The organism is Tardiphaga sp. 709 (genome assembly GCF_032401055.1).
Classification (GTDB): domain Bacteria; phylum Pseudomonadota; class Alphaproteobacteria; order Rhizobiales; family Xanthobacteraceae; genus Tardiphaga.
Genome location: NZ_CP135529.1, coordinates 1,770,245 through 1,794,576, shown reverse-complemented (window position 1 = coordinate 1,794,576; position 24,332 = coordinate 1,770,245). Strand labels below are relative to the sequence as shown.

Below are 24,332 nucleotides of genomic sequence, written 5' to 3'. Positions count from 1 at the left end.
AGAGATCAAGTCGGCGGCGCGTAGGCGGCCGGATCGACCGATGTCGGGCGGCCATCGAGCGCAAGCCGGCCGATCCGCGCGGGCGTTTCGGCGATCACCTTGCCGCGGCGCACGACCGCGAGCCGCGTTGCCTTCAGGCGGATCGCTTCGATGGGATCGTGCGCCTGCAGCAGCACGAGGTCGCCGTTGCAGCCGACATCGAGGCCGTAGCCATCGAGGCCCATGATCTTTGCCGGATTGGTGGTGACCGAATCGAAGCAGAAACGCATCGCATCGCGGCTGGTCATCTGTCCGACATGCAGGCCCATATGCGCGACTTCGAGCATGTCTGCCGAGCCCAGCGAGTACCACGGGTCCATGCAGCAGTCCTGGCCGAATGCCACATTTATTCCGTGAGATCGCATCTCCGGAACGCGGGTCTGGCCGCGGCGCTTGGGGTAACTGTCGTGGCGGCCCTGCAGCACGATGTTGATCAGCGGATTGGCAATGGCCGCGACGCCGGCTTCGGCGATCAGGGGCAGCAGTTTCGAGACATAGTAGTTGTCCATCGAATGCATCGAGGTCAGGTGCGAGCCGGCAACGCGGCCCTGCAATCCCAACCGCTGGGTTTCATAGGCCAGCGTCTCGATATGGCGTGAGAGCGGATCGTCGCTTTCGTCGCAATGCATGTCGACGCGCAGGCCGCGCGCAGCAGCGATCTCGCAGAGTACCTTCACCGATGCGGCACCATCCGCCATGGTGCGCTCGAAATGCGGAATGCCGCCGACGATGCTAACGCCCTTGTCGAGGGCACGGGCGAGATTTTGCGCAGCCGTCGGAGAGCGGAAATAGCCGTCCTGCGGGAACGCCACCAATTCGAGATCGAGATAGGGAGCGACCTGCTTCTTGACGTCGAGTAGCGCATCGACAGCCAGCAGCCGGTCGTCGCAGATATCTACATGGGTACGCACCGCCAGCAGCCCCTGTGCCACCGCGAGATCGCAATAGCGCAGCGCGCGTTCGACCAGTGCCTCATAGGTGAGGTGTGGCTTCAACTCGCCCCACAGCGCGATGCCCTCGAGCAGGGTGCCGGACACATTCAGCCGCGGCAGGCCGAGCGACAGCGTCGCGTCCATATGGAAGTGGATGTCGACGAAGGGCGGCGAGACCAGATGCCCGGCGGCATCGATCACACGTCCGGCCTCTCCCGCCAGATTGGGCTGCACCGCGACGATGCGGCCCCCTTTAATGGCGATATCCTGGCCCGTGCGGCCGTCGGGAAGCGTGGCGTTGCGAATGAGGAGGTCGAACGGCATGAAACCCTTGCTGCGGCAGGTGTGATCGCCGAATTATCGACGTTGCGCTGCAGCAATGCAAGACGGTTCCACGCGGGCGGCATCCGCCGGTCCGCGCGGACCGATTTGACCTGTATCAGTGAAACGATTGTTGTGCGGCGCGGAGCAGATCGATCGGGCTCCATGGCTTGGCCATGAACAGTGTGCCGTCGGGCAGGCGGCGCACGCGAGGTGCACCTGAGGTCACGATCACATGCATATCGGGGTAGCGTTGCTTGGCGAGATAAGCGAGCTCTATGCCGTCCATCATGCCCGCGAGTTCCACGTCGGTAAAGACCATTGCAACATTGTCGCCGGATTCCTCCAGCACCAGTACGGCCGCCTCCGCGCTTTCGCATTCGATGACGTTCATCTCGCTCTCTTCGAGCAGCAGGCTGACCAGTGTGCGTTGTGCTTCGTCGTTCTCGACGACCAGCGCTGTTGACCTGTGTGCATGACCCATGGGGAAATCTCCGTGGTTTGTTGCGACAGGAAGGCAATGCATCAGTTGATCGGGAGTTCAGATAAAAGCGAGTTCCCGTGAGCAACAATGTTACTCGTGCACATGCATGCTTGAACATGATGATGCGCTCTGCAGAGCTGCAGTCAAGCCGTTACGGATGTTGAGTTTGCAATCTGTTGCATCATCTGCGGTAGCAAATAGGGCGCACCATCGTCGGTGCGTGCAACCACGACGTCGATATCGAACACGCGGCGGATCACATCGCTGGTGATCGTTTCCGCCGGCGTTCCTTCCGCTGCAACGGCGCCGTTGCGCATCACGATGATGCGATCTGCAAACCGAACTGCGAGATTGAGATCGTGCAGCACCGCGATCACAGCGGTGCCGTTGCGCGCACGCTGCCGCGAAATTTCGACCAGTTCGATCTGGTGACGCAGATCGAGCGATGATGTGGGCTCGTCGAGCAGCAGGATTCCAGGACCATGCGCAGCTTCGCCGCAGGCGAGCTGCACGAGGATGCGCGCGAAATGCGCCCGCTGCTGCTCGCCGCCGGAGAGCGTCGTCAATTCGCGGTGGCGGAAGTCGCCAAGTCCCACTTCATCGATGGCGGCATTGACGAGCGATTGCGCAGAAGCCAGCGGCTGGTTGCCCCGACCCATCTGCACGACTTCCTCGACCGTGAATGGAAAGCTCACACTAACATGTTGCGACAGCATCGCGCGCCGCATCGCCAGTTCGGCGGGCGACCAGGCGTGGAGGTCGCGGCCTTTCAGCGTGATGGCGCCGCGCGACGCACGCAGATCGGCCGAGAGCAGGCGCAGCAGCGTCGACTTCCCGGCGCCGTTGGGGCCGACAATGGCGACCATCTCGCCGCTTGTGATGGCGAGATCGACATGATTGAGCAGCGTGGCCTGGCCGATGATCAGCGAGATGCCGGATGCTGTGAGGACGGGTGTGTCGGCCATTGACGTCACAGCCCCACCAGCCCGCGCTGACGCAGCAGGATCAGCAGGAAGATCGGCGCGCCCACGGCGGCAGTCAGGATGCCGATGGGCATCTCGGCCGGCGCCACGATGGTGCGGGCGAGCGTATCGGCTCCGACCAGCAGGCTGGCGCCGAGACCGACGGATGCCGGCAGTAACAGCCGATGACCCGGTCCAATCATCAGCCGTAGCAGGTGTGGCACGACGATGCCGACGAAGCCGATCACGCCGCAGACCGATACCGCCGCGCCGGTCATGACCGACACCAGCACGATGCAGATGCGCTTGAGGCGCTCGACATGGACGCCGGAATGGAAGGCCTCGGATTCGCCGAGGATCAGCACGTCGAGGCCGCGGCTGGTGAAGAGCATCCCGATCAGCCCCAGCGCCAGCATGGGCGCAATCGTCGCCGCCTTGCTCCAGGTCGCGCCGCTGAGCGAGCCGAGCAGCCAGAACGTGATGTCGCGCAATTGCCGGTCGTCGGCGATGAACACCAGAAGGCCGATGCCCGCATTAGCGATCGCGGCGATAGCAATGCCGGCGAGCAGGAACAGCGCGATGGAGGTGCGTCCGCTGCGGCTGGAAATTCGATAAAGAATGATGGTGGTGAGCAGCGAGCCGATGAAGGCCGCAAGCGGCAGCAGGAACGGCTGCAGAAAAGCAACGTAATGCGCAAAGCGGCTGTCGCTGATGACGATGGCGCCCGCTGCAGCAAATGCCCCGCCGCTGGAGACGCCGACCAGCGCCGGATCGGCGAGGGGGTTGCGAAACAGGCCCTGCATGATCGCGCCGGCGGCGCCCAGCATGCCGCCGATCATGGCGGCGATGGCAATGCGCGGAATCCGTATCGACCACAGGATCAGTTGATCGCGCGCAGCAAATGGATTGGCGGGATCGGCAGCCGCGAGGCCGAGTGCTGCGGGCAGGCGGGACAGTGGGATGCCGGCGGCGCCAAGCGTGGCGGCAAGCAGCACCGTCAGCAGGAGTGCTGCGAACAGGCCGCACAGGACAACGATGGTTGCAGGGCGGCGCACCCGGCCCCTCGTTCTGACAAACGCAGTCAGCTTGGCGTCGGCAGCAGTCATCTTATTGACGACAGTTGACGGCGAGCGAGGCGGGCTTGAACGAGGCTGCGTCAGCGGTCAGTGCCGGATCGAGCTTCACGGCAAGGTCGCGCGCGGCAGCTGCCGTGCGTGGGCCGAAGCCGAGCAGATAGAGGCCGTCCATGGCGACCAGATTCTTGGTCTTCGCGGCGGGTGTCAGTGCGAATGCCGGGCTGGCAAACACGGTGTCGGCCTGTAGCGTATCCTTGCCGCGCTCCATCGAGAGCACGGTATCCGGCTTGGCTGCGGCGATGGCTTCATCGCTCATGATCTTGTAGCCGTCGAAACTGTCCGCGACATTCAAACCGCCGGCCAGCTTGATGATTTCGTTGGCTGCCGTCTTCTGGCCTGCGACCATGGCGCGGCCATCGAGGAAGGACATCACGAACATCACCCGTGGCGGGGCTTTCACCTTGGCGCGCAATTCACGCAGTGCGGCAAGATCGCTGGCCACGGCGTTGGCGAGACATTCGCCGCGTGCCTCGACGCCTGCGACCTTGGCGACCAGCCTGATCTTCTCCACCATGCCGGCTTCGGTAAACGTATCCGGCACCATGATCAGCGGTATCTTGGCGGCGTCGATGACGTCGATGGTTTCTTTCGGGCCGGAGCCCGCGATGGCCAGCACAAGCTGCGGATTGAGCCCGAGTACGCCTTCCGCCGAAAGCTGGCGCATGTAACCGACATTGGGTTTGTCGGCCATGGCCTTCGGCGGATACAGGCTGGTCGTATCGACGGCGACGATGCGGTCGTCAGCGCCGAGAGCATAAAGAATTTCGGTTACCGCGCCGCCGATTGAGACGATGCGGGTCGGATGGCCGATGGTGACGTCGCGTCCACGTGCGTCGCGCACAACGGCGTCTTCCGCTGAGGCCGCGGCAGAGAATGCCAGCGTGCCGGCAAGCGCTACACATTGCAGCGCATGCGCGATGCGATGACGTCGAACAGGGAGGCCGGTGGTCATTTGGTGAGGATCAGCTTGTTCTGGAACGTCAGGCGCAGGCGATAAGTCTCGTCGCCATGCGTAATCAGCAACTCACGCTGATCCGCGAACAGCTCCTTGCTGTCCATCCGGTCGCCATTTACGACCACATTGCGCCCGGCTGAGGATTTGGCGTGAGCGGCAGCGCTGCCGTCGTGAGAACCCGTATCCATAGCGCCGATCTATCCCATCCGTGAAAGTCTCTGTCATCGTTATAGGTTTTGTCGCACCTCATCGCCAAGCACTGCAGTCTATAATCAGTATAAACAGGGCGGGGATTGCTTGACCCCCCCGTTAATGAACCGTAATCGAAAATGGCAACTTGGTGGCAGGGGTCCCCGAGTCGCATTCGAAAGCCAGCAAGCTCCCTGCCTCGCGCAGCGCCAGCCAGCCACGATCCGTTGAAATTTGTGTTTGGGGATTAGGCTATGGCTCTTGGGGGCATAACTACGCGCGCCTTGTTGTTGGGTGTGTCGATCGTATCGTTGGGGGCGTTGGTCTCCGAGACCGCCTTGGCACAGGCCGCCGCGCAGGCAGGCGACGTGCAGCCGCAGAAGCCGAAACCAGCCAAGAAGAAGCGCGCAGCCGCCAAGCCGGCAGCCGTGCCGGCGCAGGTAGCTAACGCCAATGCGCAGGCCAGCCGCAGCGGCCAGTCCCTCGATGAAATCACGGTGACGGCTTCGAAGACCCAGGAGCGCGCCATCGATGCGCTGGCCCCGGTCAGCGTCGTGACGCAGGAGCAGATCCAGCTGCAGCAGCCGAGCCGGCTGAGCCAGCTTTTCTACAATGTTCCTGGTGTCTGGATGCAGGATCGTGGCGATGATCCGTCCACGGCCATCAATATCCGCGGTTTGCAGGACTTCGGCCGTGTCGCAGTTGTGGTCGATGGTGCGCGCCAGAACTATCAGCGCTCCGGTCATAATGCGAATGGCTCGTTCTTTCTGGACCCCGAACTGATTGGCGGCATCGATATCACCCGCGGTCCGACCGCCAATATCTACGGCTCCGGCGCTATCGGCGGCGTGGCCTCGTTCCGCACCAAGGATATCAATGACGTCCTGCGGCCCGGTGAGCGCTGGGGCGTGGATATGAGCGGCTCCTACGGCTCCAACAACAATCGCGGTCTCGGCTCCGTGTTCGGCGGCGTGCGCGTCGACCCGACGGTCGATGTGTTCGGCGGTGCAGTCTACCGGACCCAGGGCAACTACAAGGATGGTGCCGGTACCGAGATCGGCAATACAGGTAACGATATCGCTGCGGGCCTGATGAAAGTTACGGTTCGCCCCGCCGACGGCCATGAGGTGAAGTTCGGCGGCCTGTTCCAAGACTACAGCTACACGATTGGTCAGTTGAATCGTGGTCCAACTACAACGCCGGCCCTGGTCGCTCTGAATCAAGGTTCGTCCGTCTACGCCTCCAATGCAAAGAACTATACCGGTACGGTGACGTGGAAATACGCGCGTCCAGAGGACATGCTGTTCGATTTCAACGTCTCGCTTTACGGCAATCGCGTCGACAACGATCAGACCAAGACCTATCACTATTCGACAGCCGGCGCCGCGCTTTGCGGCCCTGGTAGCGCCGGTAACAATATTTCTGGTTGCGTTGGCGATCAGCGCGGCTACTTGCTGGATACATTCGGCGTCGACGTCAACAACACCTCGCGTTTCGATGTCGGCGGATGGCGCAATGCTGTGACCTATGGCTTCGACGTCTTCAACGACAAGGTAAAAACTTTCGACTCGCGTGGAAACTCCAACATCACCACGCCGAGCGGCGATCGTACGGTCTCCGGTGGCTTCGTCCAGCTCAAGTCTAACTATTCGAGTTGGCTCGAAGTCATAGGCGCGCTGCGCTATGACCACTATGAGCTCAATTCAAGCGGAACAGCCGTGGGTGTTAACAATGTTTCATCCAGCGGTGAGCGCCTGTCGCCCAAGATCACACTCGGCGTGACGCCGGTAGCGGGCTTTACGCCCTATGTGAGCTATGCGGAGGGTTATCGTGCACCATCCATTAGTGAAACGCTCATCGCAGGTGGCCACGCTTCCGGCGGCGGACCGACTTTCGTCACCTGTGCTGATGGTACCGCTGGCCTGTTCTGCTTCTTGCCGAACCCGAACCTCCGGGCAGAAGTCGGCAAGAACAAGGAAGTCGGCATCAATCTGAAATACAACGACGTCTTTACGTCGGGCGACAGTTTCCGCGCCAAGTTTAACTTCTTCCGCAACGACGTTGACGACTACATCGACCTCGTCGCCTCTACGCCAGTTCTCGTCAACTATGTCTTCATGGGGCGCCCGGGCAGCATCCTCAATAGCAACTTCTATCAGTACCAAAACATCGCCAATGCCAAGATCGAGGGCTTCGAAGCCGAGACGGCCTATGACGCCGGCCTGTGGTTCCTGGGCGTCGGCGCGACAGTTCAAAGCGGAAAAAACACGCAGACCAATGTCGGCCTTGCGACGATTCAGCCGCGCAAGATCACGACCACCGGTGGCGTCCGCCTGCTCGATCGCAAGCTGACAATCTCGGCTCAGTGGGCTTCGGTCGCGGCCAATACCGATATCCCGGCCGGGTATGTGCCATCGACCTCCTACGACCTCGTCAATCTCTACGTCGCCTATCAGCCGACGCAGGACATCACGTTGAATTTCGGGGTCGACAACATCCTGAACCAGTATTACCGCCCCTATGCCATTCCCGGGTCGACCAGCGATGGCACAACGCAGAACGACGCGTTGTGGACCGCCCCTGGTCCGGGCATCGTTTACAAGGGTGGCATCAAGGTGCATTTCGGCGGCGCATAATCGCCATCTGCATCCACCAGCCTCCAAGGAATCGCGCTCATGTCCGGGCGCGATTTCGGTTATGATAGGTTCTCGACGTCACGAAAGGAAAGACATCCATGTTCATCGCCATGAACCGCTTTCAGGTCAAAACCGGATCCGAAGCCGCTTTCGAGAATATCTGGGCGACCCGCGAATCCTATCTCTCGGAATTGCCGGGCTTCATCGAGTTCAGCCTGCTGAAGGGTCCGGTGGCCGAGGATCACACGCTGTATTCGTCGCATACGGTCTGGGCCAGCAAGGCGGACTTCGAGGGCTGGACCAAGTCCGAGCAGTTCCGCAAGGCGCATGCCCGCGCGGACAACAAGTCGGAAGGCGCCAGCCTCTATCTCGGTCACCCCAAGTTCGAGGGTTTCGAAGTGATCCAGTCCGAGCGCCGCAAGAGCGCTGCGGCCTGATCGCAGGCACTGCGTCTCACATCAATGATCGATCACGGAGCCATCTCATGCTGAATACGGATCTCGCCGCGCTGAAGACCTATATGGCGGAGAATCCCGGCGCCGTGATCGAGACCGTTGCGCGGGAGCGCAACGTCACGGCGCGTGCCGTGTTGGAAGCGCTGCCTTCGGAAATGGTGACCATCGGCGGTGGCGCCGATGCGTTCGTCACGGCGATGACGGATATCGCCGAGTGGGGCGAGGTGACGCTGATCGTTCACACCGAGGATGGCATCTTCGAAACCACGGCGCCGCTGTCGCCGGGCGCCATCGGCCACGGCTACTACAATCTGACGCAGCCCAAGGGGCTGCACGGCCATCTGCGTCATGAGCGCTGCGGCGGCGTGGCGTTTGTCGAACGCCCATTCATGGGCAAGTCGTCGGCCTTCGTCGCCTTTCTCAATGTCGATGGTGGCGTCATGTTCAAGGTCTTCGTGGGCCGCGACGAGACCCGTGCGCTGAAGCAGGACCAGCTCGAACGGTTCCGCGCGCTGGCCGGAAAGCTCGCTGCTTAAGGCGTCTATCCTTCCTCGTTGTCCTTCATCTGCGCCACCAACATTTCGGCAACCAGTCGCGTTGAGGGCGATGCCATGCGCGCGGCCGATTGCACCAGAGTCACCTGGGTTGACTCCAGTCTGCGGTCGCGCGGCGGTATGGCGACCAGTGTGCCGGCATTGATGGCCGCCGTCGCCGAGACCATCGGCAGGAAGGTCGCAAGGTCGGTGCGGGCAGCCACGGTCTGGGTGAAGGCCAGCGAGTTGGTCTCGCTGCACATTTCCAGCCGCACATTGGCCTGTGCGCAGGACTTGTCGAGTTCCTGACGAATGCCGAACGATGGGTCCGGAAGGATCACGCGCAACCCTGCGAGATCCTTCATCGCGTATGAGTTTTGGCCGGCGAGCGGATGCGTGGGCGCGACGATCAGGCAGACCGGTTGTCGCATGCGTCCGAGTTCGATCAGGTCGCGTCGCGGCGCGCGGCCGAAGATCAGGCCGAGATCGACCTCGTTCTGGCTGACCATCTCGACCACATCGCGAGCGCCCACGGCGGTGACAGATAGTGTGATCCCCGGATATTGCTGCGACAGGTCGACGAAGGAGTTGGGCAGGAAGCTCGACAGCATGCCTTCGACGGTGGCGATCTTCACCTGGCCGCGGCGCAGCGATGCGAATTCCTCGACCTGGCTGCGCAGTCCGTCGAGCTGGCTGCGGTTCTCGACTGCATAGCGATAGAGCACATGGCCGGCATCGGTCAGGTTCATGCCGCGCGCGCCGCGCTCGAACAGCTTGACCGCTAGCTCCTCCTCCAGCCCCTGAACTTGTCGGCTGATGGCGGAGGGGGCGATGCGGAGCGCGGCGGCGGCCTGTTTGATCGATCCGGACTCGGTAACAACGCGAAAATAGCGAATGGCGGTGGATTCGATCATCGTTGGTCCCTCGCGACTGGCTGCCCAGCGCGATGGCAGGACCTGACTAGCGTTCTGATTTTCAGACCTCTCACATCGAAATTCAATGCTTTTATTCGAAATCTAAATTTGACAGAGTTTTGATCAGGTCACGGTCCCGTCATCGATGGAGAATTTGGATGTTTCATCCCCGGCTTGCTGTCTCGGCTTTTTCCGCATCCCTCCTGCTGGCTGCGGCTGGCCTGGGAGCGACATCCTCGGTGGCCTCGGCCCAAGATGTCATCCGCTTCGGCGCACCGTTGCCGATCACCGGGCCGCTGGCGCCGGAAGCCGTGAAGCAGCAGCAGGGCTATGACCTCTGGGCCGAACAGGCCAACAAGGCCGGCGGCATCGATGTCGGCGGCAAGAAGTACAAGGTCGAGATCGTCTATTCGGACTATCAATCCAACACGCCGCGCTCGGTGCAGACCACCGAACAGATGATCACCCAGGACAAGGTGAATTTCATGTTCGGCCCGTTCGGCTCGGGCGCCGCCAAGGCCGCCAGCACGATCGCCGAGAAATACAAGGTGCCGATGCTGGCCGCGACCGCGTCGTCGTCCCAGGTCTACGACCAGAACTACAAGTATTTGTTCGGCACCTTCACGCCGAATGACACGCTGACGACGCCGCTGACGCAGCTCGTCAAGGCCAAGGCTGCCGACGTCAAGAAGGTCGCGATCCTTGCACGTAACGATCTGTTCCCGCTGGCCATTGCGCAGGAGATGGAAAAGTCCGCCAAGGCCAACGGTCTCGAAGTCGTTTACTTCGAGAAATATGCCATCAACACGCTCGATCACTCCGCGACCCTGTCGCAGATCAAATCGCTGAATCCGCAATGGGTGTTCGTCACCGGCTACACCAACGATCTCCTGCTGATCCGCAAGCAGATGGTCGATCAGCAGATGAAGGCCAATGTCGTCACCATGATCGCCGGTCCGGCCTATCAGGAATTCATCGAATCCGCCGGCCAGAGCGCCGAGAACATCTCCAGCGCCTCGTGGTGGCATCCGGCCGAACAGTACAACGGCAAGGACATTTTCGGCACCACGGCCAATTTCGTGAAGCTGTTCAAGGACAAATACAAGCTCGAGCCCGATTACGCTCACGCTTCGGCTGCCGTCTGCGGCGCGCTGTTTCAGATGGCCATCGAAAAGGCCGGCTCGCTGGACCGTGACAAGGTGCGTGATGAACTCGCCAAGATGGACGTCGTGACCTTCTGGGGGCCGGTCAAGTTCGGCGCCAATGGCCAGATCAACTCGCTCGAACCGCCGGTCTTCCAGATCCAGGCCGGCAAGCCCGTGGTGCTGTTCCCGGATGCGATCAAGCAGGGCGACTTCAAGCTCGGCGTGAACTGAGCATGATCCCGAAAAGTGGATGCCGGTTTTCGGACAAGATCATGCTCAAGCAAGTCTGCTGAGACCGGCGGGGAAACGATATGCTGGCCATCCAGGTCCTGATCAATGCACTCGTGCTTGGGTGTCTCTATGCCTGTATCGCGATCGGTTTCTCGCTGGTCTGGGGCGTGCTCAACGTCATCAACCTGATCCACGGCTCGTTCATCGTGCTCGGCGCGTATCTCGCCTGGGGCGCCTATAATTCGCTCGGGCTGTCGCCTTGGTATGCGCTGCTGATCGCCGCGCCGGCCTTCTTCGTGTTCGGCTATCTGCTGCAGCGGCTGCTGCTCAACCGCGTCATCACCGCGCCGGTGCTGGTGACGCTGACGCTGACCTTCGGGCTCGATCTGATCCTGAACAATGCGATGATCTATTACTTCAAGGCGGACTACCGGAAGCTGATCCTCAATCCGCCCACGGGTTCGATCTCGATCTTCGATGTGGTGGTACCGGTCGATCGCCTGATCGCCACGGCCTCTGCACTGGCGCTGACATTCCTGCTCTATCTGCTGCTGCGTCGCTCGAAAGTCGGCCGCGCCATCGTGGCGGTCCGGCTCGACCGCGATGCCGCGGTGCTGATGGGGGTGGACGTCAAATCGATCTATGCCACTGCCTTCGGTCTTGGTGCTGCGCTCGCCGGCTGCGCCGGTGTGCTGATGGCGCTGATCTTCCCGATCTCGCCGCTGACCTCATCAGCCTATCTCGGCAAGGCTTTCGTGGTCTGCGTGCTCGGCGGACTCGGCAGCGTGTCAGGTGCACTGGCCGGTGGTCTGTTGCTGGCGCTCGTTGAAGGCGTTGGCTCGGTCTATCTCGGCCCGGCCCATGCGGTGACGCTGTCCTTCGTCCTGCTCATCATTTTCCTTGTCGTCAGGCCGCAGGGCTTGCTCGGCCGAAAGGGTTTTGAATGACCCGGACCAATATCGCGCTTCTTGTCCTGATTGCCTTCGTGGCCGCACTGCCGCTGTTCGGCGACGCCTATGCGCTGCGTTTGGGCACCATGGCCTGCATGTATGCGATCTTCGCGCTGTCGTGGAACATCGTCGGCGGCTTCGCCGGCTATCCGTCCTTCGCGACGGCGGCCTTCTTCGGGCTAGGTGCCTACACCACCGGCATTCTCATGAACAAGGGCGTGCCGCTGACACTGTCGCTGCTGGGGTCGCTGGTGCTCTGTCTTGTGTTGGCCGCGGCGCTCGGTGCGGTGCTGCTTCGCCTCCGCGGCCATTACTTCGCCATCGCCAGCCTCTCGCTGGTCGAAGTGTTCCGCGAACTCGTCAACAACGCCACCGACCTCACAGGCGGCGGCATGGGCCTGAACATTCCGCTGGTGTCCGGCTCCAGTGTGCTGTCCGACGCGACGTTCTTCTTTTACGCGATGTGGGGATTGCTGCTGATCACCGCGCTCGTTGTCATCGCGGTGTCGATGTCGAAGCTCGGCTTCGGCCTCAACTGCATCCGGCAGAACGAGACGGCTTCGAACATGGTCGGGCTCAACTCGACGCTCTACAAGGCCGTGGCTTTCGGCCTTTCCGCCTGTTTCGTCGGCGCTGCCGGCGGTCTCTATGCGGCCTGGGTGCATTACATCGATCCGTCCGACGTGTTCGATATCCTCTATTCGGTGAAGCCGATCGTGATGGCGCTGATGGGCGGCCTTGGCTCACCGCTTGGCGTGGTCTGTGGCGCCTTTGTCTATCTCGGCCTCGAGGAAGTGGTTTGGCGCAATTACATCCAGATCCATTCCGGCGTGCTCGGCGTCCTCATCATCCTGCTGCTGCTGTTCCTGCCGCACGGGTTGATATCGCTGCATGCCGGCAAGGTCTGGCGCGGGCTGTTCGGACGAAAGGCAAAGCATGTCTGAGATCCGTCACGAAATCCTGCATCTGAGCAACGTCTCGCGAAACTTCAGCGGGCTGAAGGCGCTGAGCGATGTCTCGCTCTCGGTTAGCAAGGGTGAGGTGGTCGGCCTGATCGGCCCGAACGGCGCCGGCAAGACCACGCTGGTCAACACCATCTGCGGTGTCACGCCGGCATCGTCCGGTGTCGTCACCTTCGATGGCCGCGACATCACGCGGATCAAGACCTATCAGTCGGCGCGGCTCGGTCTGTCGCGCACCTTTCAGATCGTGCAGCCCTTTGCAGAGTTTTCGGCGCTCGACAATGTCGCTGCTGCCGCCTTGTTCTCGCAGCCGGGCGAGAGCCTGAAGTCCGCTCGCGAGGCCGCCCGCGCGCATCTCGCATTCGTTGGCCTCGACGCACAGGCCGACCAGTCCGCGGCGACGCTGACGCTGGCCATGCGCAAGCGGCTCGAACTGGCCAAGGCGCTGGCGATGAAGCCGAAGCTGCTGTTCCTCGACGAAGTCAATGCCGGCCTCAACAGCGCCGAGGTCGAGCGCGCCACCAAACTGATCCACCAACTCGCCGCCGATGGCATCACCATCGTGATGATCGAACATCTGATGAAGGTCGTGCTCAATGTCTGCACCCGCATCGCGGTGCTGCATAACGGACGGCTGATTGCCGATGGCGCGCCGCGCGACATCATCAAGGATCCTGCCGTCGTCGATGCCTATCTGGGCCAGCAATATGCACAACGGAACGCCGCCCGTGGCTGATCATCCGATGCTCGAACTGAATGGGATCTGCGCCGGTTATGGCGAAATCCAGGTGCTGTGGGGCATCGACATGGTGGTGCGCTCCGGCGAAATCACCGCGCTGATCGGCTCCAACGGCGCCGGCAAGACCACGCTGATGCGTGCGCTGTCCAGGCTGATCCCGCTGACCTCAGGCAAATATGTCTCGGAAGGCGTCGACCTGTCGAAGGCGACTGCGGCGCAGATGCTGGCTCATGGCATCGTCCATGTGCCGGAAGGGCGCCGTCTGTTCGGTGCCATGAGCATCGAGGACAATCTCCTGATGGGCGCCTATTCGCGCAGCGTCAGCCGCTCCGAGCTCAATCGCGATCTCGATCGCGTCTACACGACCTTCCCGAAACTGCGCGAGCGCCGCAATCAGGCAGCAGCTACGCTGTCCGGCGGCGAGCAGCAGATGTGCGCCATCGGCCGCGGTTTGATGAGCGCGCCGCGCTTGCTGATGATCGATGAGCTTTCGCTCGGTCTGTCGCCGCTGCTGGTGGAGCAACTGGTTGCGGCGCTGCGCCAGTTGAACTCCGAAGGCATGTCGATCCTGCTGGTGGAGCAGGACGTCACCACGGCGCTCGACCTCTGTCATCACGCCTACATCATGGATATGGGCCGCATCGTGCGCACGGGGCAGGGCGCCGAATTGCTGGCCGATCCCATCATTCGCGACGCCTATCTCGGCGTCCTCGAAGACTGACTTTGATTTCATCGCAAGAGGCAAACATGATTGAGACCGTCGAAGCCCCCAATAGCGGCTACCGTTACATGCCGGGCGTGTTCCAGTATTCCTGCGGCGTTGGCGCGCTGCCCGGCTTCGCGCTGGAGCGCGTGCGTTTCTCCAAAGTCGTTCCGCTGAAGGAAGGCTTCGCCAGGGTTGCCGAGATCATCAAGGCCGCCGGCCGGCCGCTGACCGCCTTTGCGGCCTGCGAACTGCGCTCGCCGGCACCTTTCACGGAGCAGGGTTTCATCGACTTCAACGAGATCTACATCAAGACCCTCGAAGAGTGGCGCATCATGAAGGATCGCGTGAATCCGATCGCGCGCAGTAATGTGTGTCCGAAGATCGATCCGCCGTCGGAGCCTGGCTTCCATGCCTTCTCGTTCACGACCGTCGCGCCGAATGCGCCGACCTCCTTCGTCATCGCCGGCAGCGGCGAAGCGGCTGAGGGCAAAGGTGACTATCGCGACAACACGGTACGCCTCGGCGATATCAGCCCGTCGGGTATGCTGGAAAAAGCCAAGTTCGTGCTCGACGAGATGGAGCGCCGCATGAGCGCATTCTCCGGCACCTGGGAGCAGACAACCGGCGCGCAGCTCTACACCGTGCGGGACGTCTATGCTCTGCTGGAGAGCGAGCTTGGTCGCCGCGGCGTGTTCCGCAACGGCCTGACCTGGCACTTCAACCGCCCGCCGGTCGTCGATCTCGAATATGAGATGGATTGCCGCCGCGTGCATGTCGAGCGCGTGGTCGAGGTTTAATCGCCTCAGTGATGACTGACGCGCAGATCCTGCGAGGTCTGCCGCAGTCGTCGGGTGAGTTCGCGCGCCAGGTTGCCCAGCAGCCTGGTGGCGAGCACCGGATTTTTCCTCAGGATCAGGTCGAAGCCGTCGCGCGGGAATTCGTAACAGACCACCTCGTCATCAGCGACGATGGTCGCCGAGCGTGGCACCGATTTCACCAGCGCCATTTCTCCGACCGTCGTGCCGCGGCCAAGTCCGGCGATGCGGCGTCGCTCGTGATGCCCGTCGGTACGCAGCAGCACGCTGACGCTGCCTTTCAGGATCAGCCACATCCGGTCGCCGGCGTCACCCTCGCGGCAGATCGTATCGCCGCATGCGAATTCACGCTTGGTCATCACTGCGGTCAGTTCGGCCATCTCGTTGGTGGAGACGCCATCGAGAAAGTCGATCTGCTCGAGCGTGAGTTCATCCGCTTGCCCCTGCCTCGTAGCTGAGCGGTCGAGCATGGTCTGCTCCATCCACTCCAGTGCGGAGTCGAGATCCTGCGTCATAGGCGGTGATGCCGCGTCGTGCCCGATCCCGTTGCCGATGATGGCGGCATGAACCGGTCGGACATTGCAGTAGATCAGTCGCCGTTTCTTTTCAGTCGCCTTCTGGCGCAGGGTTCGTAATGCGTTGATGCCGGACACGTCGAGGTCGGAGATGGCACCCATGTCGAGCAGGATCATATCCGTACTGTTGAACAAGTCCTTGACGCGGAGCGAGAGGTCGTCGGCATTGCCGAAGAACAGCGCGCCTTCGAGCTGCAGGATGGCGCGCTGCTGCCCGGTCTGCTGCAGGATCGCGAGATCGTCGGCCGAGCGAATGCGCTTGGAGAACAGTGTGTCGCCGAGATGGGCGCGGCGCACCAGTGGCCGGCTCATATTGATGACGAAGATGATGCAGGACAGGATGATGCCGACGATCACTCCGGAAACGACGGAGCTGAACACGGTCACGGCCATCACCGCGAGGACGACGATCAGATTATAGACGGCGTGCCTGCGAACCTGCGGCTCGCTTTTGTGTCTGACATCGGCCAGCAGTTGCAGATTCCAGCGATCGAACAGCACGATGCCGATCACCAGAAGCAGGCCGGCGAACACCGCGCGCGGCACCTGTGCGAGCACCGACGACAGCGCGAATGTGATGGCCAAGAGGCTGAGAGCTACGAAAATGCCGGTCCAGCGCGTGCGGCCGCCCATGCGATAGCCGAGCAGAATAACGGAAGGGATCGCCGATCCGCCGATGCCGCCGCCGAGGGCTGCTGCCGCATTGGCGATGCCTTGTGCGGCGAGGTCGCGTACCGGGTGGATATGCGTATCGTCGAGCTGCTGCGCCACGCGAAACGCCAGCATGGTTTCGACCGTGCCGATGATCGCCAGCACCAGCGACACCAGCACAACATGCGGAAGCACGGCGGTCAGTTCCGGCGTGATCGAGCCGTCGAACACTGCGCCGAGCGGCATTGCCGGCGGGAAGCTGACATGGATCTCACCGATGGTCGGCCCGAGGTCGAGACCGGTCGGGATGCTGATCAGATAGTAGAGCGCGGTGCCGGCGATGAAGCCTGCAAGCGATCCCGGTATCTTCCGCAGCCAGTCCGGCAGCCGCAGCCAGGCTGCTATGGCCGGATAGTTCAGAACAAAGAGCGCCAGGGCCACGACGTAAACCAGCATCGCGGGCTTGTTCGGCCACAGCGTCTGCGCGGCAAAGAACGGCTTGAACTGGGAAGTCACGATCAGCATGCCAACGCCATTGAGCAGGCCGGTCAGCACCGGGTGCGGCGCGAATTTGATGGCGCGCGTCAGGCCGAGCAGTCCGAACAGGACCTGCCACAGCCCGGCCAGGAACAAACACAGCATGATCGCGGTCACGATCATCGCGGGCTGGCTCGCAAGCGTCGCGTCATTGACCAGCGTCGTGGTCAGGCCAGCCTGCACCAGGGCCATGCTGACGCGGCTCGTCGTCACGATATAGGACGAGGTGGCGACCACGGCCGCGACGAGGCCGACGATGGCGCCGCCATACAGGCCAGCTGCAGCGCCGGCCGCGACATAGTCGGGGCCGAGCGGCGCAAACACCAGCAGTCCGCAAGCAAGGCAGAGCGGCAGGCAGACGAGGCTGGAGATCAGACCAGCGCTGATTTCCGATCGCCAGTCGACGAGCGGCTCGGCGGGAGGCGAAGCTTTGAGCACGGGCTGGCCTTCATCACAGGGGGTACCGGCCACGTCTTCATGGATGATGGTTGTTGCCAGCTTTCGCCATTATTGTGAAACGGAACTGATCCGCAAGCCAAGATCGGGGGGGCGCCTCCCGATTTCCCGCGCTACACTCCGGCGACGATCGTCTTGCGATACAGCGCGCTGTAGCTGGCAGCAGAAATATTCCAGCTGAACGACTTCGACATGGCGCTGCGGCGCATCGAGTTCAGGCGCTCCTTCGAGCCATAGGTCGCGAAGGCCCGCAGGATGCCGCCCAAAAATGACTCGGTAGAGGGTTGGGTGAACAGGAAACCGGTCTCGCCATCGACGATGGTTTCGGCGAGGCCGCCGGTCTGGTGGCCGATCGGCAGCGAGCCGAAGCGTTGCGCATACATCTGGCTCAGGCCGCACGGTTCGAAGCGCGACGGCATCAGCGTGAAGTCGCTGCCGGCGAAAATGCGCCGTGCCTCGCGGTCGTTGAAGCCGATGGCGACGCCGATCGCGTCGGGGCGACGGCGATGCGCGTCCATCAGCGCATTTTCGAGCTCGGTCTCGCCGCGTCCGGTGACAACGATCTGTCCGCCGGCGGACACGATGGCGTCGGCTGCCGACAATACGAGGTCGACACCCTTCTGATGCACGAGGCGGGCGACCAAACCGAAAATGGGCCCGCGGGAGAGCGCGAGCCCAAATTGTTGACGTACCCCGTCGGCATTGGCGCGTTTGGCTTCCCAGTCGCCCGCGCCGAACGGTCTCATGAGCTCCGCGCAGACGCGCGGATCCCAGCTTTCATCGATGCCGTTGAGAATGCCGGTCAGACGCGACTCGTTGGAGCGTTTGGTCAGCAGGCCTTCCAGCCCGCAACCGAGTTCCGGCGTGGTGATCTCGCGCGCGTAAGTCTCGCTCACTGTGGTGAGGTGCGACGAATAGATCAGGCCGCCCTTGAGGAAGGAGAGCTTGTCGTAGAATTCGAGCCCGTCGATGTGGAACGACTCCGCGGGTGCACCGATCCGGCGCAGCGAAGACTTCGGAAACAGGCCCTGATAAGCGAGATTGTGGATCGTCAGGATGGTCGGGATCTTCGCCCCGCTCCAGGCGAGATAGGCCGGCACCAGGGCCGCCTGCCAGTCATTGGCGTGGACCAGATCGGCCGACCAGTTCTTGTCGAGCTTGCCGGAGGCGAGCAGTGCCGCGGCTGAGGCGAAGCGCGCGAAGCGAATGTCGTTGTCCGGCCAGTCCCGGCCGCAGGCATCGCCATAGGGATTGCCTGGACGATCGTAGAGCTGCGGGCACAGCAGAATGTAGATCGGCAGTCCATCCTTGGTCGCGGCGAGGCCAACCGAGCAGGCGGGCATTTCCGCCAGTGCCGGGCATTCGCCGACGATCTCGATGTCAGGAAACTGCGTGACGACGTCGCGGTAGCCGGGAAGGATGATGCGAACGTCGCTCCAGATACGCAAGGCTCTAGGGAGGGCGGCGGAGACGGCTGCAAGGCCACCCACCCGGATGAAGTCGTCAATCTCTGGAGTGACGAACAGTACCCTCAAGAAATGCCCTCGTGCCCGCCGCGACTACAAGGATACAAGACTGGTCCAGCGTCTTTGGGTACTTACGGAACCGAAGGGCAATGGAACTCAGTTTTGTTACTTGCGCTGCAAAATATCTGTCTCTGCACTGCAGTATATCACATCACTTAATACGGCATTGCAAAAGAGAAATGTGAGTTCGCAAAATTATCTCTGAAATCAGTGACTGGGTGACGACGGGACGATCAGCCGCAGGAAGCTCATGACGCAGCCGAGCGCGGCAAAGCCGGCGCCGAGCGCCAGCGCCCAAGTCGCGCCGCCATGGCCGAACAGGCCGAAGCAGAAGGCGGCGAGCGCCGCGCCCATGCTCTGGCCGGTCAGCCGGGCGGTGGCAACGATACCGCTGGCGCCGCCGCTGCGGCCGGCGGGAGCGCTCGACATGATCGCCTTCATGTTCGGGGCCTGGAAGAAGCCGAAGCCGGCGCCGCAGATCACCATCCGCCAGACGATATTGGCGACGCTCGGGTCGGGCGGCAGGGTGGCCAGCAGCACCATGCCGGCGCCCAGCAAGGCCATGCCGATACCGCCAAGAAGCCCGGCGGGATAGTGGTCCGACAACCGGCCGGCGATCGGCGCCATGATGCCGACGACCAGCGGCCAGGGCGTCAGGAAGAAGCCGGTCTCGACTGCCGAACGATGCAGAACTTCTTCGAAATAGAACGGCAGCGACACGAAGGCGAGGCCCTGGACGGAGAAGGAGCAAACCGCCGTGGCCGCCGACAGCGCGAACAATGGGCGGCGAAACAGGTCGATCGGCAGCATGGGCGCAGGGTGATCGGCCTGCCGGCGGAGCAGCAGCCAGCCGAACAACAGGCCGGCAACCAGTTCGGCGACGACAATGGACGGCGCCGTGTGATGGGCGGCGCTGTCGATGCCGAGGATCAGCAGGCCGAGGCAGAGCGAGGTCAGCAGGGCACCGAGAAAATCGAAACGATGGGTGGCGCGTGTGGTCTTCGGCAGCGTCTTCAGGCTGATGACAATGGCGGCGAGGCCGAAGGGGAGGTTGATCGCGAACAGCCAGGGCCAGGTTGCAACCGACAGGATGCCCGAGGCGATGGTGGGGCCGAGGGTGAAGGCCGTCGCAACGACGAGGGCGTTATGACCGAGCCCGCGGCCGAAATGGCTTGGGGGATAAACCACGCGGACCAGCGCAGCATTGACGCTCATGGCGCCAGCGGCGCCGAGGCCCTGCAGCACCCGCGCGAACAGTAAAGTGTCCAGCGACCACGCGAATGCGCAGGCGACCGACGCGATCGTGAACAGGATCAGCCCGCCGAGATAGATGCGCTGATGGCCGACGATCTCGCCCAGCGCGCCGAGCGGCAACAGCGTGGCGACCATGGCAATCTGGTAGACATTGACCACCCAGATCACATCCGCTGGCGTGGCATGCAGGTCGGCGGCGATGGAGGGCAGCGCGATATTCGCAATGGCGGTATCGAGCGAGGCCATGGCAAGGGCGGTAAAGATGGCAAGCCGCGCCCAACGCTGCTGGCTCGGCGTCAGCCCTTCCGTCGGCTGGGGAGCCTGTGCCGCGATACCGTCTGCCATAGCTGGGGATTCCTGGGTGCGGCCGAACTGGCCGCCGATCCGCGCTATCTAGGATAGTTCGCTTTGCCCCTACAGGCGTGTAACTGCATGAGGCATATGCACATCTTTATTCCCAGCGGAAAATCCGCTTTCGGCTGATCACATCGCTGTTAGGCGATTACATGGCTGTCAGGTGATTACATCGCCGTCAGACCGGATTGGTCTTGAACCAGGTCCCGGACGCCACCGCCGTGACGATGATAGTGCCGTAGACGACCAGCGCGAAGGTCAGGCAGGCGAACAGCCAGGTCAGAGATCCCGTCAGCCGCAGCGCCAGCCAGCCGCCGCCGATGGAGATCAGGAGGCGCAGCACGCCGGCCAGCAGCGGATAGAGCATTTTGCCGGCGCCCTGCGAGGCGAAATACAGCGACAGGCCGAGACCGAAGAAGCCATATGCCGGACCGACGATGCGCAGATAGGCGCTGCCGGTCTCGATCATCTGTGGATCCGACCCGAACAGGCCGAGCCAGGCGGCCGGCCAGATCGCGGCCGCAAGGCCGACGGTTTCGGTGATTACGAACACCATGCCGCCGCCGATCAGCGCCGCCCGCAGGGCGCGCTGCTCCTGTCCCGCGCCGATATTGGTGCCGACCAGGGCGACCAGCGGTCCGCCAAATCCAAACGCCAATGGCACCATCAGATATTCCAGCCGCACGCCCGTGCCGAACCCGGCAACAGCATCGCCGCCAGCGAAGCCTCCGACCAGTGCGGTGGTCAGCAGCACCGTGAAACTCGTCTGCAGGGAGATCACCGCGGCGATGGCGCCGACGCGCAGGATGTCGGCTGACAGATCCCAGCGCAGCCGCGCCAGCTTGAAATGCACGATGCAGCGGCCGGAGAGGATGTAGCCTGCGAGCACCGCGCCGACGGTGAAGGTCGACAGCACCACGGCCCAGCCGCCGCCGGCGATGCCGAGTGCGGGGATCGGACCCCAGCCGAAGATCAGCAGCGGCGACAGCGGGATCAGTAGCACCACGCCGATACAGATCGACAGCGACGGCACGAGCATGTTGCCGGTGCCACGGATGATGCTGGCAAAGCCGTTCATCAGCCAGACCAGCACGCTGCCGCCGAATACCACGTTGGAATACTGCATGGCCGCGTCCAGTGCGCCGCCGCTGACGCCCATCGCCGTGTAAATCGCACGGCCCCAGATCAGGAAGATCGCCGAGCCGATGAGGCCGAGCAGGATATTGATAAGGGTCGCGTGCATCACCAGCGCCTCGGCATCGTCGGTGCGCCTTGCACCGAGCGCGCGGGCGATCGCTGAGGAAATACCGCCGCCCATGGCACCAGCCGACAGCATCTGCATCATCATGAAGCCGGGAAATACCACGGCCATGCCGGTCAGCGCATCAGAGCCCAGATGCGACACCCACCAGGTCTCGATCAGGCCGGTGGAGGCCTGCGCCAGCATCACCAGCAGATTGGGCCAGGCCAGCTTGACCAGCGTGGAAGCGATCGGCGCCTGCAGCAGCATGCGCGTCCGCGGGTTCATCTCGTGGACGGGCGCGGCGGTGGCGGCGACGATGGCCTGCGGCGGTTCCAGTTTCATGGTGATCCGTCCTTCTGCGGGCGCGGTTTGCTGAGCCGCCGTTGCACGCGTGCGCTGGCGGCAGGACCGGGGGCGTTGGCGTGGGTGGCTTCGGTGATTGGTTTGCCGGTACGGCGGTCAACCAGGATGGGATCGGCGGTCTCGCCGGTCTCCTTGTCGATCAGAACAACGCTTTCACCCTCAGGCGCGAAGTGCCGGTTGCCCCAGCTTTGCAGCGACCACAGCACGGAACGGAAATCCCGGCCGCGCGGGGTCACGATATATTCGTAACGCGGCGGCTTTTCGCAATATAGCCGCTTCTCCAGCAGGCCGGCCTCGACAAGGACTGCCAGCCGGCGGGTCAGCATGTTCGGCGCGATGTTGAGGTTCTTCTGGAACTGGTCGAACCGCGTCATGCCGTAGATGGCATCGCGCATGATTAGAATGCTCCACCACTCGCCGACGCGCTCAAGGCTGCGGGCAACCGGGCATTCCAGTTTCTCGAAACTCTTGCGCTCCATAGTGGGAAGATAGGGGAGTAACTATCATCATGCAAGTCACTTGGTGGTGTCTTCCCATCGTCATTCCGGGTTCACCCCGATCGCTGCGCGCTCGGTCTGCCCCGGAATGACGGGCCTGGCGGTGCGGAGAGATCTGGCCCCTTACCCCACCATCCGCTCGCGCCCGACCCAGAAGCTTGCGCGCAGCGCCTTCTTGTCGATCTTGCCAACGCCGGTCATCGGCAATTCGGTCACGAACTTGATGTGCTTCGGCGCATGGGCCGAACCCTTGCGGGTCTTCACCAGATTGATCAGCTCATCCGCATTCGGCTTCGCGCCGCCGCGGGCGACCACGATGGCGGTGACGGCTTCGCCCCATTTGTCGTCGGGCACGCCGACCACGGCGCACATCGCCACATCCGCGTGGGTGGTGAGCACATCCTCGATCTCGCGCGGGAAGATGTTGAAGCCGCCGGAGACGATCATGTCCTTCTTGCGGTCGAGGATGAACATGTAGCCGCGCTCGTCGGCGCGGGCGATGTCGCCAGTATGCAGCCAGCCATTCTTCAGCGTCTCTGCGGTCTGCTCCGGCCGCTTCCAGTATTCCTTCATCACGTGCGGCGCGCGGACGCAGATCTCGCCGGCCTCGCCGGGCGAGACTTCCTGGTCGTCATCGTCGAGGATGCGGACGTCGCAGACTGCGATGGGGAAGCCGCAGGACAAGAACAGCTCGGGCTTCCTCGGATCATGATCCGTCTTGCGCAGCACCGACACCGGATAGCATTCGGTCTGCCCGTAAAGCTGCGAGAACACCGGCCCGATCCGCTCGATGCCTTCGACCAGCCGGCTTGGTGACATCGGCGAGGCGCCGTAAAGCACGAGATCGAGCGAGGAGAGGTCGGTTTTCGACAGCGCGGGATTGTCGAGCAGCACATAGATCATGGTCGGTACGAACAGCGTGAAATTGATCCGCTCGCGCTCGATCGTCTTGAGCACGGCCTCGGGATCGAACCCTTTCAGCATATGTACAGTGCCTCCGCGCATCAGCGTCGGTAGCACCTTGGTGCCGGCGACATGACTGATCGGCGCCACCGTGAGATAGCTCGGCCGATCCGGAATCTCGAAATCCGCGAGAATAGCGCTGGCAAAGCCCGATACTTCGCGGTGCCGGCGCAAGGCGCCCTTCGATTTGCCGGTGGTGCCGCCGGTGTAGTTCAGCACCGCGATGTCATCGATAACAGCGAAGTCCCGCGCGGTGGCGCTGCCGCCATTACCGACGACTTTCAGGAGATCGATGCCGTAGTCTGCACGGCCGAGCGTGAACACATGCTGCAGGCCCTGGGCGCGCGTCGCCAGTTCGCCGCCGCGCTGCAGGAAATTGTCGGCGTCGATAATCAGGATGGTCGAGCCGGCATCCTCGATCTGGTCGACCTGGTCCTGCATCGAGCCCAGCGGATGCAGCCAGGAGATTGCGAAACGCGACAGTTGTGCGGCGACACCGGCGCACCAGGTGTCGGCGCGATTGGCTGTCAGCAACGCCACTTTGGTGCCGGGCTGTGCGCCGAGGTTCATGAACACATTCTGCAGTCGCGCGATCAGGTCCGTGGTGCCGCGATAGGTGATGGTGCCGCCGGGCCAGCTGAAAGCGATGCGATCCGGATAGCGCGCCAGCGCCCGCAAGGTCTGCGCCCCGACCGTCGGAAACGCGTTGAGCACGTCCGTCATGGAAACCTCCCCAAATGTCCTCGGCTTCTGTGGGCCGATGGTTGCGGCAAGGCTAACAATGAATGCCGGGCATGCAAACATAAACC

At 62.6% G+C, this 24,332-nt stretch carries 22 protein-coding genes; 9 read left to right on the top strand and 13 right to left on the bottom strand.

The genetic code is table 11. The annotated features are described in order from the left end of the window. Positions 1 to 5: 5 nt before the first annotated feature. The 6 genes from RSO67_RS09040 to hemP form a co-directional block, all read right to left on the bottom strand. Positions 6 to 1,295, bottom strand: coding sequence for an amidohydrolase family protein (locus tag RSO67_RS09040; RefSeq protein ID WP_315843205.1), 1,290 nt, complete (start codon positions 1,293 to 1,295; stop codon positions 6 to 8). Positions 1,296 to 1,410: 115 nt separating this feature from the next. After that, positions 1,411 to 1,776, bottom strand: coding sequence for a response regulator (locus RSO67_RS09035; protein ID WP_315843204.1), 366 nt, complete (start codon positions 1,774 to 1,776; stop codon positions 1,411 to 1,413). A gap of 143 nt (positions 1,777 to 1,919) precedes the next feature. Next, complete coding sequence (locus tag RSO67_RS09030; RefSeq protein WP_315843203.1) at positions 1,920 to 2,741, bottom strand: heme ABC transporter ATP-binding protein; 822 nt, start codon at positions 2,739 to 2,741, stop codon at positions 1,920 to 1,922. Positions 2,742 to 2,746: 5 nt separating this feature from the next. Further along, complete coding sequence (locus RSO67_RS09025) at positions 2,747 to 3,844, bottom strand: FecCD family ABC transporter permease (protein ID WP_315843202.1); 1,098 nt, start codon at positions 3,842 to 3,844, stop codon at positions 2,747 to 2,749. 1 nt (position 3,845) lies between these two features. After that, positions 3,846 to 4,826: a hemin ABC transporter substrate-binding protein gene (locus tag RSO67_RS09020; protein WP_315843201.1), complete on the bottom strand. Its 981-nt coding sequence runs from the start codon at positions 4,824 to 4,826 to the stop codon at positions 3,846 to 3,848. After that, the gene (gene hemP, locus RSO67_RS09015; protein WP_116662520.1) at positions 4,823 to 5,017 is read right to left on the bottom strand and encodes a hemin uptake protein HemP; all 195 of its coding nucleotides are present in this window, start codon (positions 5,015 to 5,017) and stop codon (positions 4,823 to 4,825) included. Before hemP ends, RSO67_RS09020 begins: the two co-directional genes overlap by 4 nt. Before the next feature lie 255 nt (positions 5,018 to 5,272). On the opposite strand from hemP, the gene RSO67_RS09010 reads away from it, so the two are divergent. From RSO67_RS09010 to hutX, 3 genes are all read left to right on the top strand, one after another. Next, positions 5,273 to 7,654, top strand: coding sequence for a TonB-dependent hemoglobin/transferrin/lactoferrin family receptor (locus RSO67_RS09010; protein ID WP_315843200.1), 2,382 nt, complete (start codon positions 5,273 to 5,275; stop codon positions 7,652 to 7,654). A 98-nt stretch (positions 7,655 to 7,752) separates the two neighbouring features. After that, on the top strand, positions 7,753 to 8,091 hold the full coding sequence (locus RSO67_RS09005; protein WP_068735293.1) for an antibiotic biosynthesis monooxygenase family protein: 339 nt from the start codon (positions 7,753 to 7,755) through the stop codon (positions 8,089 to 8,091). 47 nt (positions 8,092 to 8,138) lie between these two features. Next, positions 8,139 to 8,645, top strand: coding sequence for a heme utilization cystosolic carrier protein HutX (gene hutX, locus RSO67_RS09000; RefSeq protein WP_315843199.1), 507 nt, complete (start codon positions 8,139 to 8,141; stop codon positions 8,643 to 8,645). A gap of 5 nt (positions 8,646 to 8,650) precedes the next feature. Here the strand turns inward: hutX and RSO67_RS08995 are convergent, their stop codons facing one another. Further along, on the bottom strand, positions 8,651 to 9,556 hold the full coding sequence (locus RSO67_RS08995; RefSeq protein WP_315843198.1) for a LysR family transcriptional regulator: 906 nt from the start codon (positions 9,554 to 9,556) through the stop codon (positions 8,651 to 8,653). A 158-nt stretch (positions 9,557 to 9,714) separates the two neighbouring features. Here RSO67_RS08995 and RSO67_RS08990 point away from each other — a divergent pair, with 158 nt between their 5' ends. The 6 genes from RSO67_RS08990 (at position 9,715) to RSO67_RS08965 (ending at position 15,086) form a co-directional block, all read left to right on the top strand. Next, entirely contained in the window at positions 9,715 to 10,932 is a 1,218-nt protein-coding gene (locus RSO67_RS08990) for an amino acid ABC transporter substrate-binding protein (RefSeq protein ID WP_315843197.1), read from the top strand. Positions 10,933 to 11,012: 80 nt separating this feature from the next. Continuing rightward, positions 11,013 to 11,879 (top strand): branched-chain amino acid ABC transporter permease, encoded by an 867-nt coding sequence (locus RSO67_RS08985; protein WP_315843196.1) that lies wholly within the window; start codon positions 11,013 to 11,015, stop codon positions 11,877 to 11,879. Further along, positions 11,876 to 12,826, top strand: a complete 951-nt coding sequence (locus tag RSO67_RS08980) for a branched-chain amino acid ABC transporter permease (protein WP_315843195.1) — start codon at positions 11,876 to 11,878, stop codon at positions 12,824 to 12,826. Before RSO67_RS08985 ends, RSO67_RS08980 begins: the two co-directional genes overlap by 4 nt. Further along, positions 12,819 to 13,580, top strand: coding sequence for an ABC transporter ATP-binding protein (locus RSO67_RS08975; RefSeq protein ID WP_315843194.1), 762 nt, complete (start codon positions 12,819 to 12,821; stop codon positions 13,578 to 13,580). Before RSO67_RS08980 ends, RSO67_RS08975 begins: the two co-directional genes overlap by 8 nt. A 7-nt stretch (positions 13,581 to 13,587) precedes the next feature. Then, complete coding sequence (locus tag RSO67_RS08970; protein ID WP_315844207.1) at positions 13,588 to 14,304, top strand: ABC transporter ATP-binding protein; 717 nt, start codon at positions 13,588 to 13,590, stop codon at positions 14,302 to 14,304. 26 nt (positions 14,305 to 14,330) lie between these two features. Further along, a complete protein-coding gene (locus RSO67_RS08965; protein WP_315843193.1) occupies positions 14,331 to 15,086 on the top strand; it encodes a hypothetical protein in 756 nt (251 codons plus the stop codon). Positions 15,087 to 15,091: 5 nt separating this feature from the next. On the opposite strand, the gene RSO67_RS08960 is transcribed toward RSO67_RS08965, so the two are convergent. From RSO67_RS08960 to RSO67_RS08935, 6 genes are all read right to left on the bottom strand, one after another. Continuing rightward, positions 15,092 to 17,305: an SLC26A/SulP transporter family protein gene (locus RSO67_RS08960; protein WP_315843192.1), complete on the bottom strand. Its 2,214-nt coding sequence runs from the start codon at positions 17,303 to 17,305 to the stop codon at positions 15,092 to 15,094. Between the two features lie 131 nt (positions 17,306 to 17,436). Beyond that, positions 17,437 to 18,858: a glycogen synthase GlgA gene (gene glgA, locus RSO67_RS08955; RefSeq protein ID WP_315843191.1), complete on the bottom strand. Its 1,422-nt coding sequence runs from the start codon at positions 18,856 to 18,858 to the stop codon at positions 17,437 to 17,439. 198 nt (positions 18,859 to 19,056) lie between these two features. Next, complete coding sequence (locus tag RSO67_RS08950) at positions 19,057 to 20,448, bottom strand: MFS transporter (RefSeq protein WP_315843190.1); 1,392 nt, start codon at positions 20,446 to 20,448, stop codon at positions 19,057 to 19,059. 187 nt (positions 20,449 to 20,635) lie between these two features. Continuing rightward, on the bottom strand, positions 20,636 to 22,042 hold the full coding sequence (locus RSO67_RS08945; RefSeq protein WP_315843189.1) for an MATE family efflux transporter: 1,407 nt from the start codon (positions 22,040 to 22,042) through the stop codon (positions 20,636 to 20,638). Then, a complete protein-coding gene (locus RSO67_RS08940) occupies positions 22,039 to 22,542 on the bottom strand; it encodes a helix-turn-helix transcriptional regulator (RefSeq protein ID WP_175368385.1) in 504 nt (167 codons plus the stop codon). The genes RSO67_RS08945 and RSO67_RS08940 overlap by 4 nt, the downstream gene beginning before the upstream one ends. Positions 22,543 to 22,683: 141 nt before the next feature. Then, complete coding sequence (locus tag RSO67_RS08935) at positions 22,684 to 24,246, bottom strand: AMP-binding protein (protein ID WP_315843188.1); 1,563 nt, start codon at positions 24,244 to 24,246, stop codon at positions 22,684 to 22,686. Positions 24,247 to 24,332 lie beyond the last annotated feature (86 nt).

Bases quoted from the DNA above. Each gene is read 5' to 3' on its own strand.
- RSO67_RS09040 (WP_315843205.1), bottom strand. From the start codon at position 1,295: ATGCCGTTCGACCTCCTCATTCGCAACGCCACGCTTCCCGACGGCCGC.
- RSO67_RS09035 (WP_315843204.1), bottom strand. From the start codon at position 1,776: ATGGGTCATGCACACAGGTCAACAGCGCTGGTCGTCGAGAACGACGAA.
- RSO67_RS09030 (WP_315843203.1), bottom strand. From the start codon at position 2,741: ATGGCCGACACACCCGTCCTCACAGCATCCGGCATCTCGCTGATCATC.
- RSO67_RS09025 (WP_315843202.1), bottom strand. From the start codon at position 3,844: ATGACTGCTGCCGACGCCAAGCTGACTGCGTTTGTCAGAACGAGGGGC.
- RSO67_RS09020 (WP_315843201.1), bottom strand. From the start codon at position 4,826: ATGACCACCGGCCTCCCTGTTCGACGTCATCGCATCGCGCATGCGCTG.
- hemP (WP_116662520.1), bottom strand. From the start codon at position 5,017: ATGGATACGGGTTCTCACGACGGCAGCGCTGCCGCTCACGCCAAATCC.
- RSO67_RS09010 (WP_315843200.1), top strand. From the start codon at position 5,273: ATGGCTCTTGGGGGCATAACTACGCGCGCCTTGTTGTTGGGTGTGTCG.
- RSO67_RS09005 (WP_068735293.1), top strand. From the start codon at position 7,753: ATGTTCATCGCCATGAACCGCTTTCAGGTCAAAACCGGATCCGAAGCC.
- hutX (WP_315843199.1), top strand. From the start codon at position 8,139: ATGCTGAATACGGATCTCGCCGCGCTGAAGACCTATATGGCGGAGAAT.
- RSO67_RS08995 (WP_315843198.1), bottom strand. From the start codon at position 9,556: ATGATCGAATCCACCGCCATTCGCTATTTTCGCGTTGTTACCGAGTCC.
- RSO67_RS08990 (WP_315843197.1), top strand. From the start codon at position 9,715: ATGTTTCATCCCCGGCTTGCTGTCTCGGCTTTTTCCGCATCCCTCCTG.
- RSO67_RS08985 (WP_315843196.1), top strand. From the start codon at position 11,013: ATGCTGGCCATCCAGGTCCTGATCAATGCACTCGTGCTTGGGTGTCTC.
- RSO67_RS08980 (WP_315843195.1), top strand. From the start codon at position 11,876: ATGACCCGGACCAATATCGCGCTTCTTGTCCTGATTGCCTTCGTGGCC.
- RSO67_RS08975 (WP_315843194.1), top strand. From the start codon at position 12,819: ATGTCTGAGATCCGTCACGAAATCCTGCATCTGAGCAACGTCTCGCGA.
- RSO67_RS08970 (WP_315844207.1), top strand. From the start codon at position 13,588: ATGCTCGAACTGAATGGGATCTGCGCCGGTTATGGCGAAATCCAGGTG.
- RSO67_RS08965 (WP_315843193.1), top strand. From the start codon at position 14,331: ATGATTGAGACCGTCGAAGCCCCCAATAGCGGCTACCGTTACATGCCG.
- RSO67_RS08950 (WP_315843190.1), bottom strand. From the start codon at position 20,448: ATGGCAGACGGTATCGCGGCACAGGCTCCCCAGCCGACGGAAGGGCTG.
- RSO67_RS08945 (WP_315843189.1), bottom strand. From the start codon at position 22,042: ATGAAACTGGAACCGCCGCAGGCCATCGTCGCCGCCACCGCCGCGCCC.
- RSO67_RS08940 (WP_175368385.1), bottom strand. From the start codon at position 22,542: ATGGAGCGCAAGAGTTTCGAGAAACTGGAATGCCCGGTTGCCCGCAGC.
- RSO67_RS08935 (WP_315843188.1), bottom strand. From the start codon at position 24,246: ATGACGGACGTGCTCAACGCGTTTCCGACGGTCGGGGCGCAGACCTTG.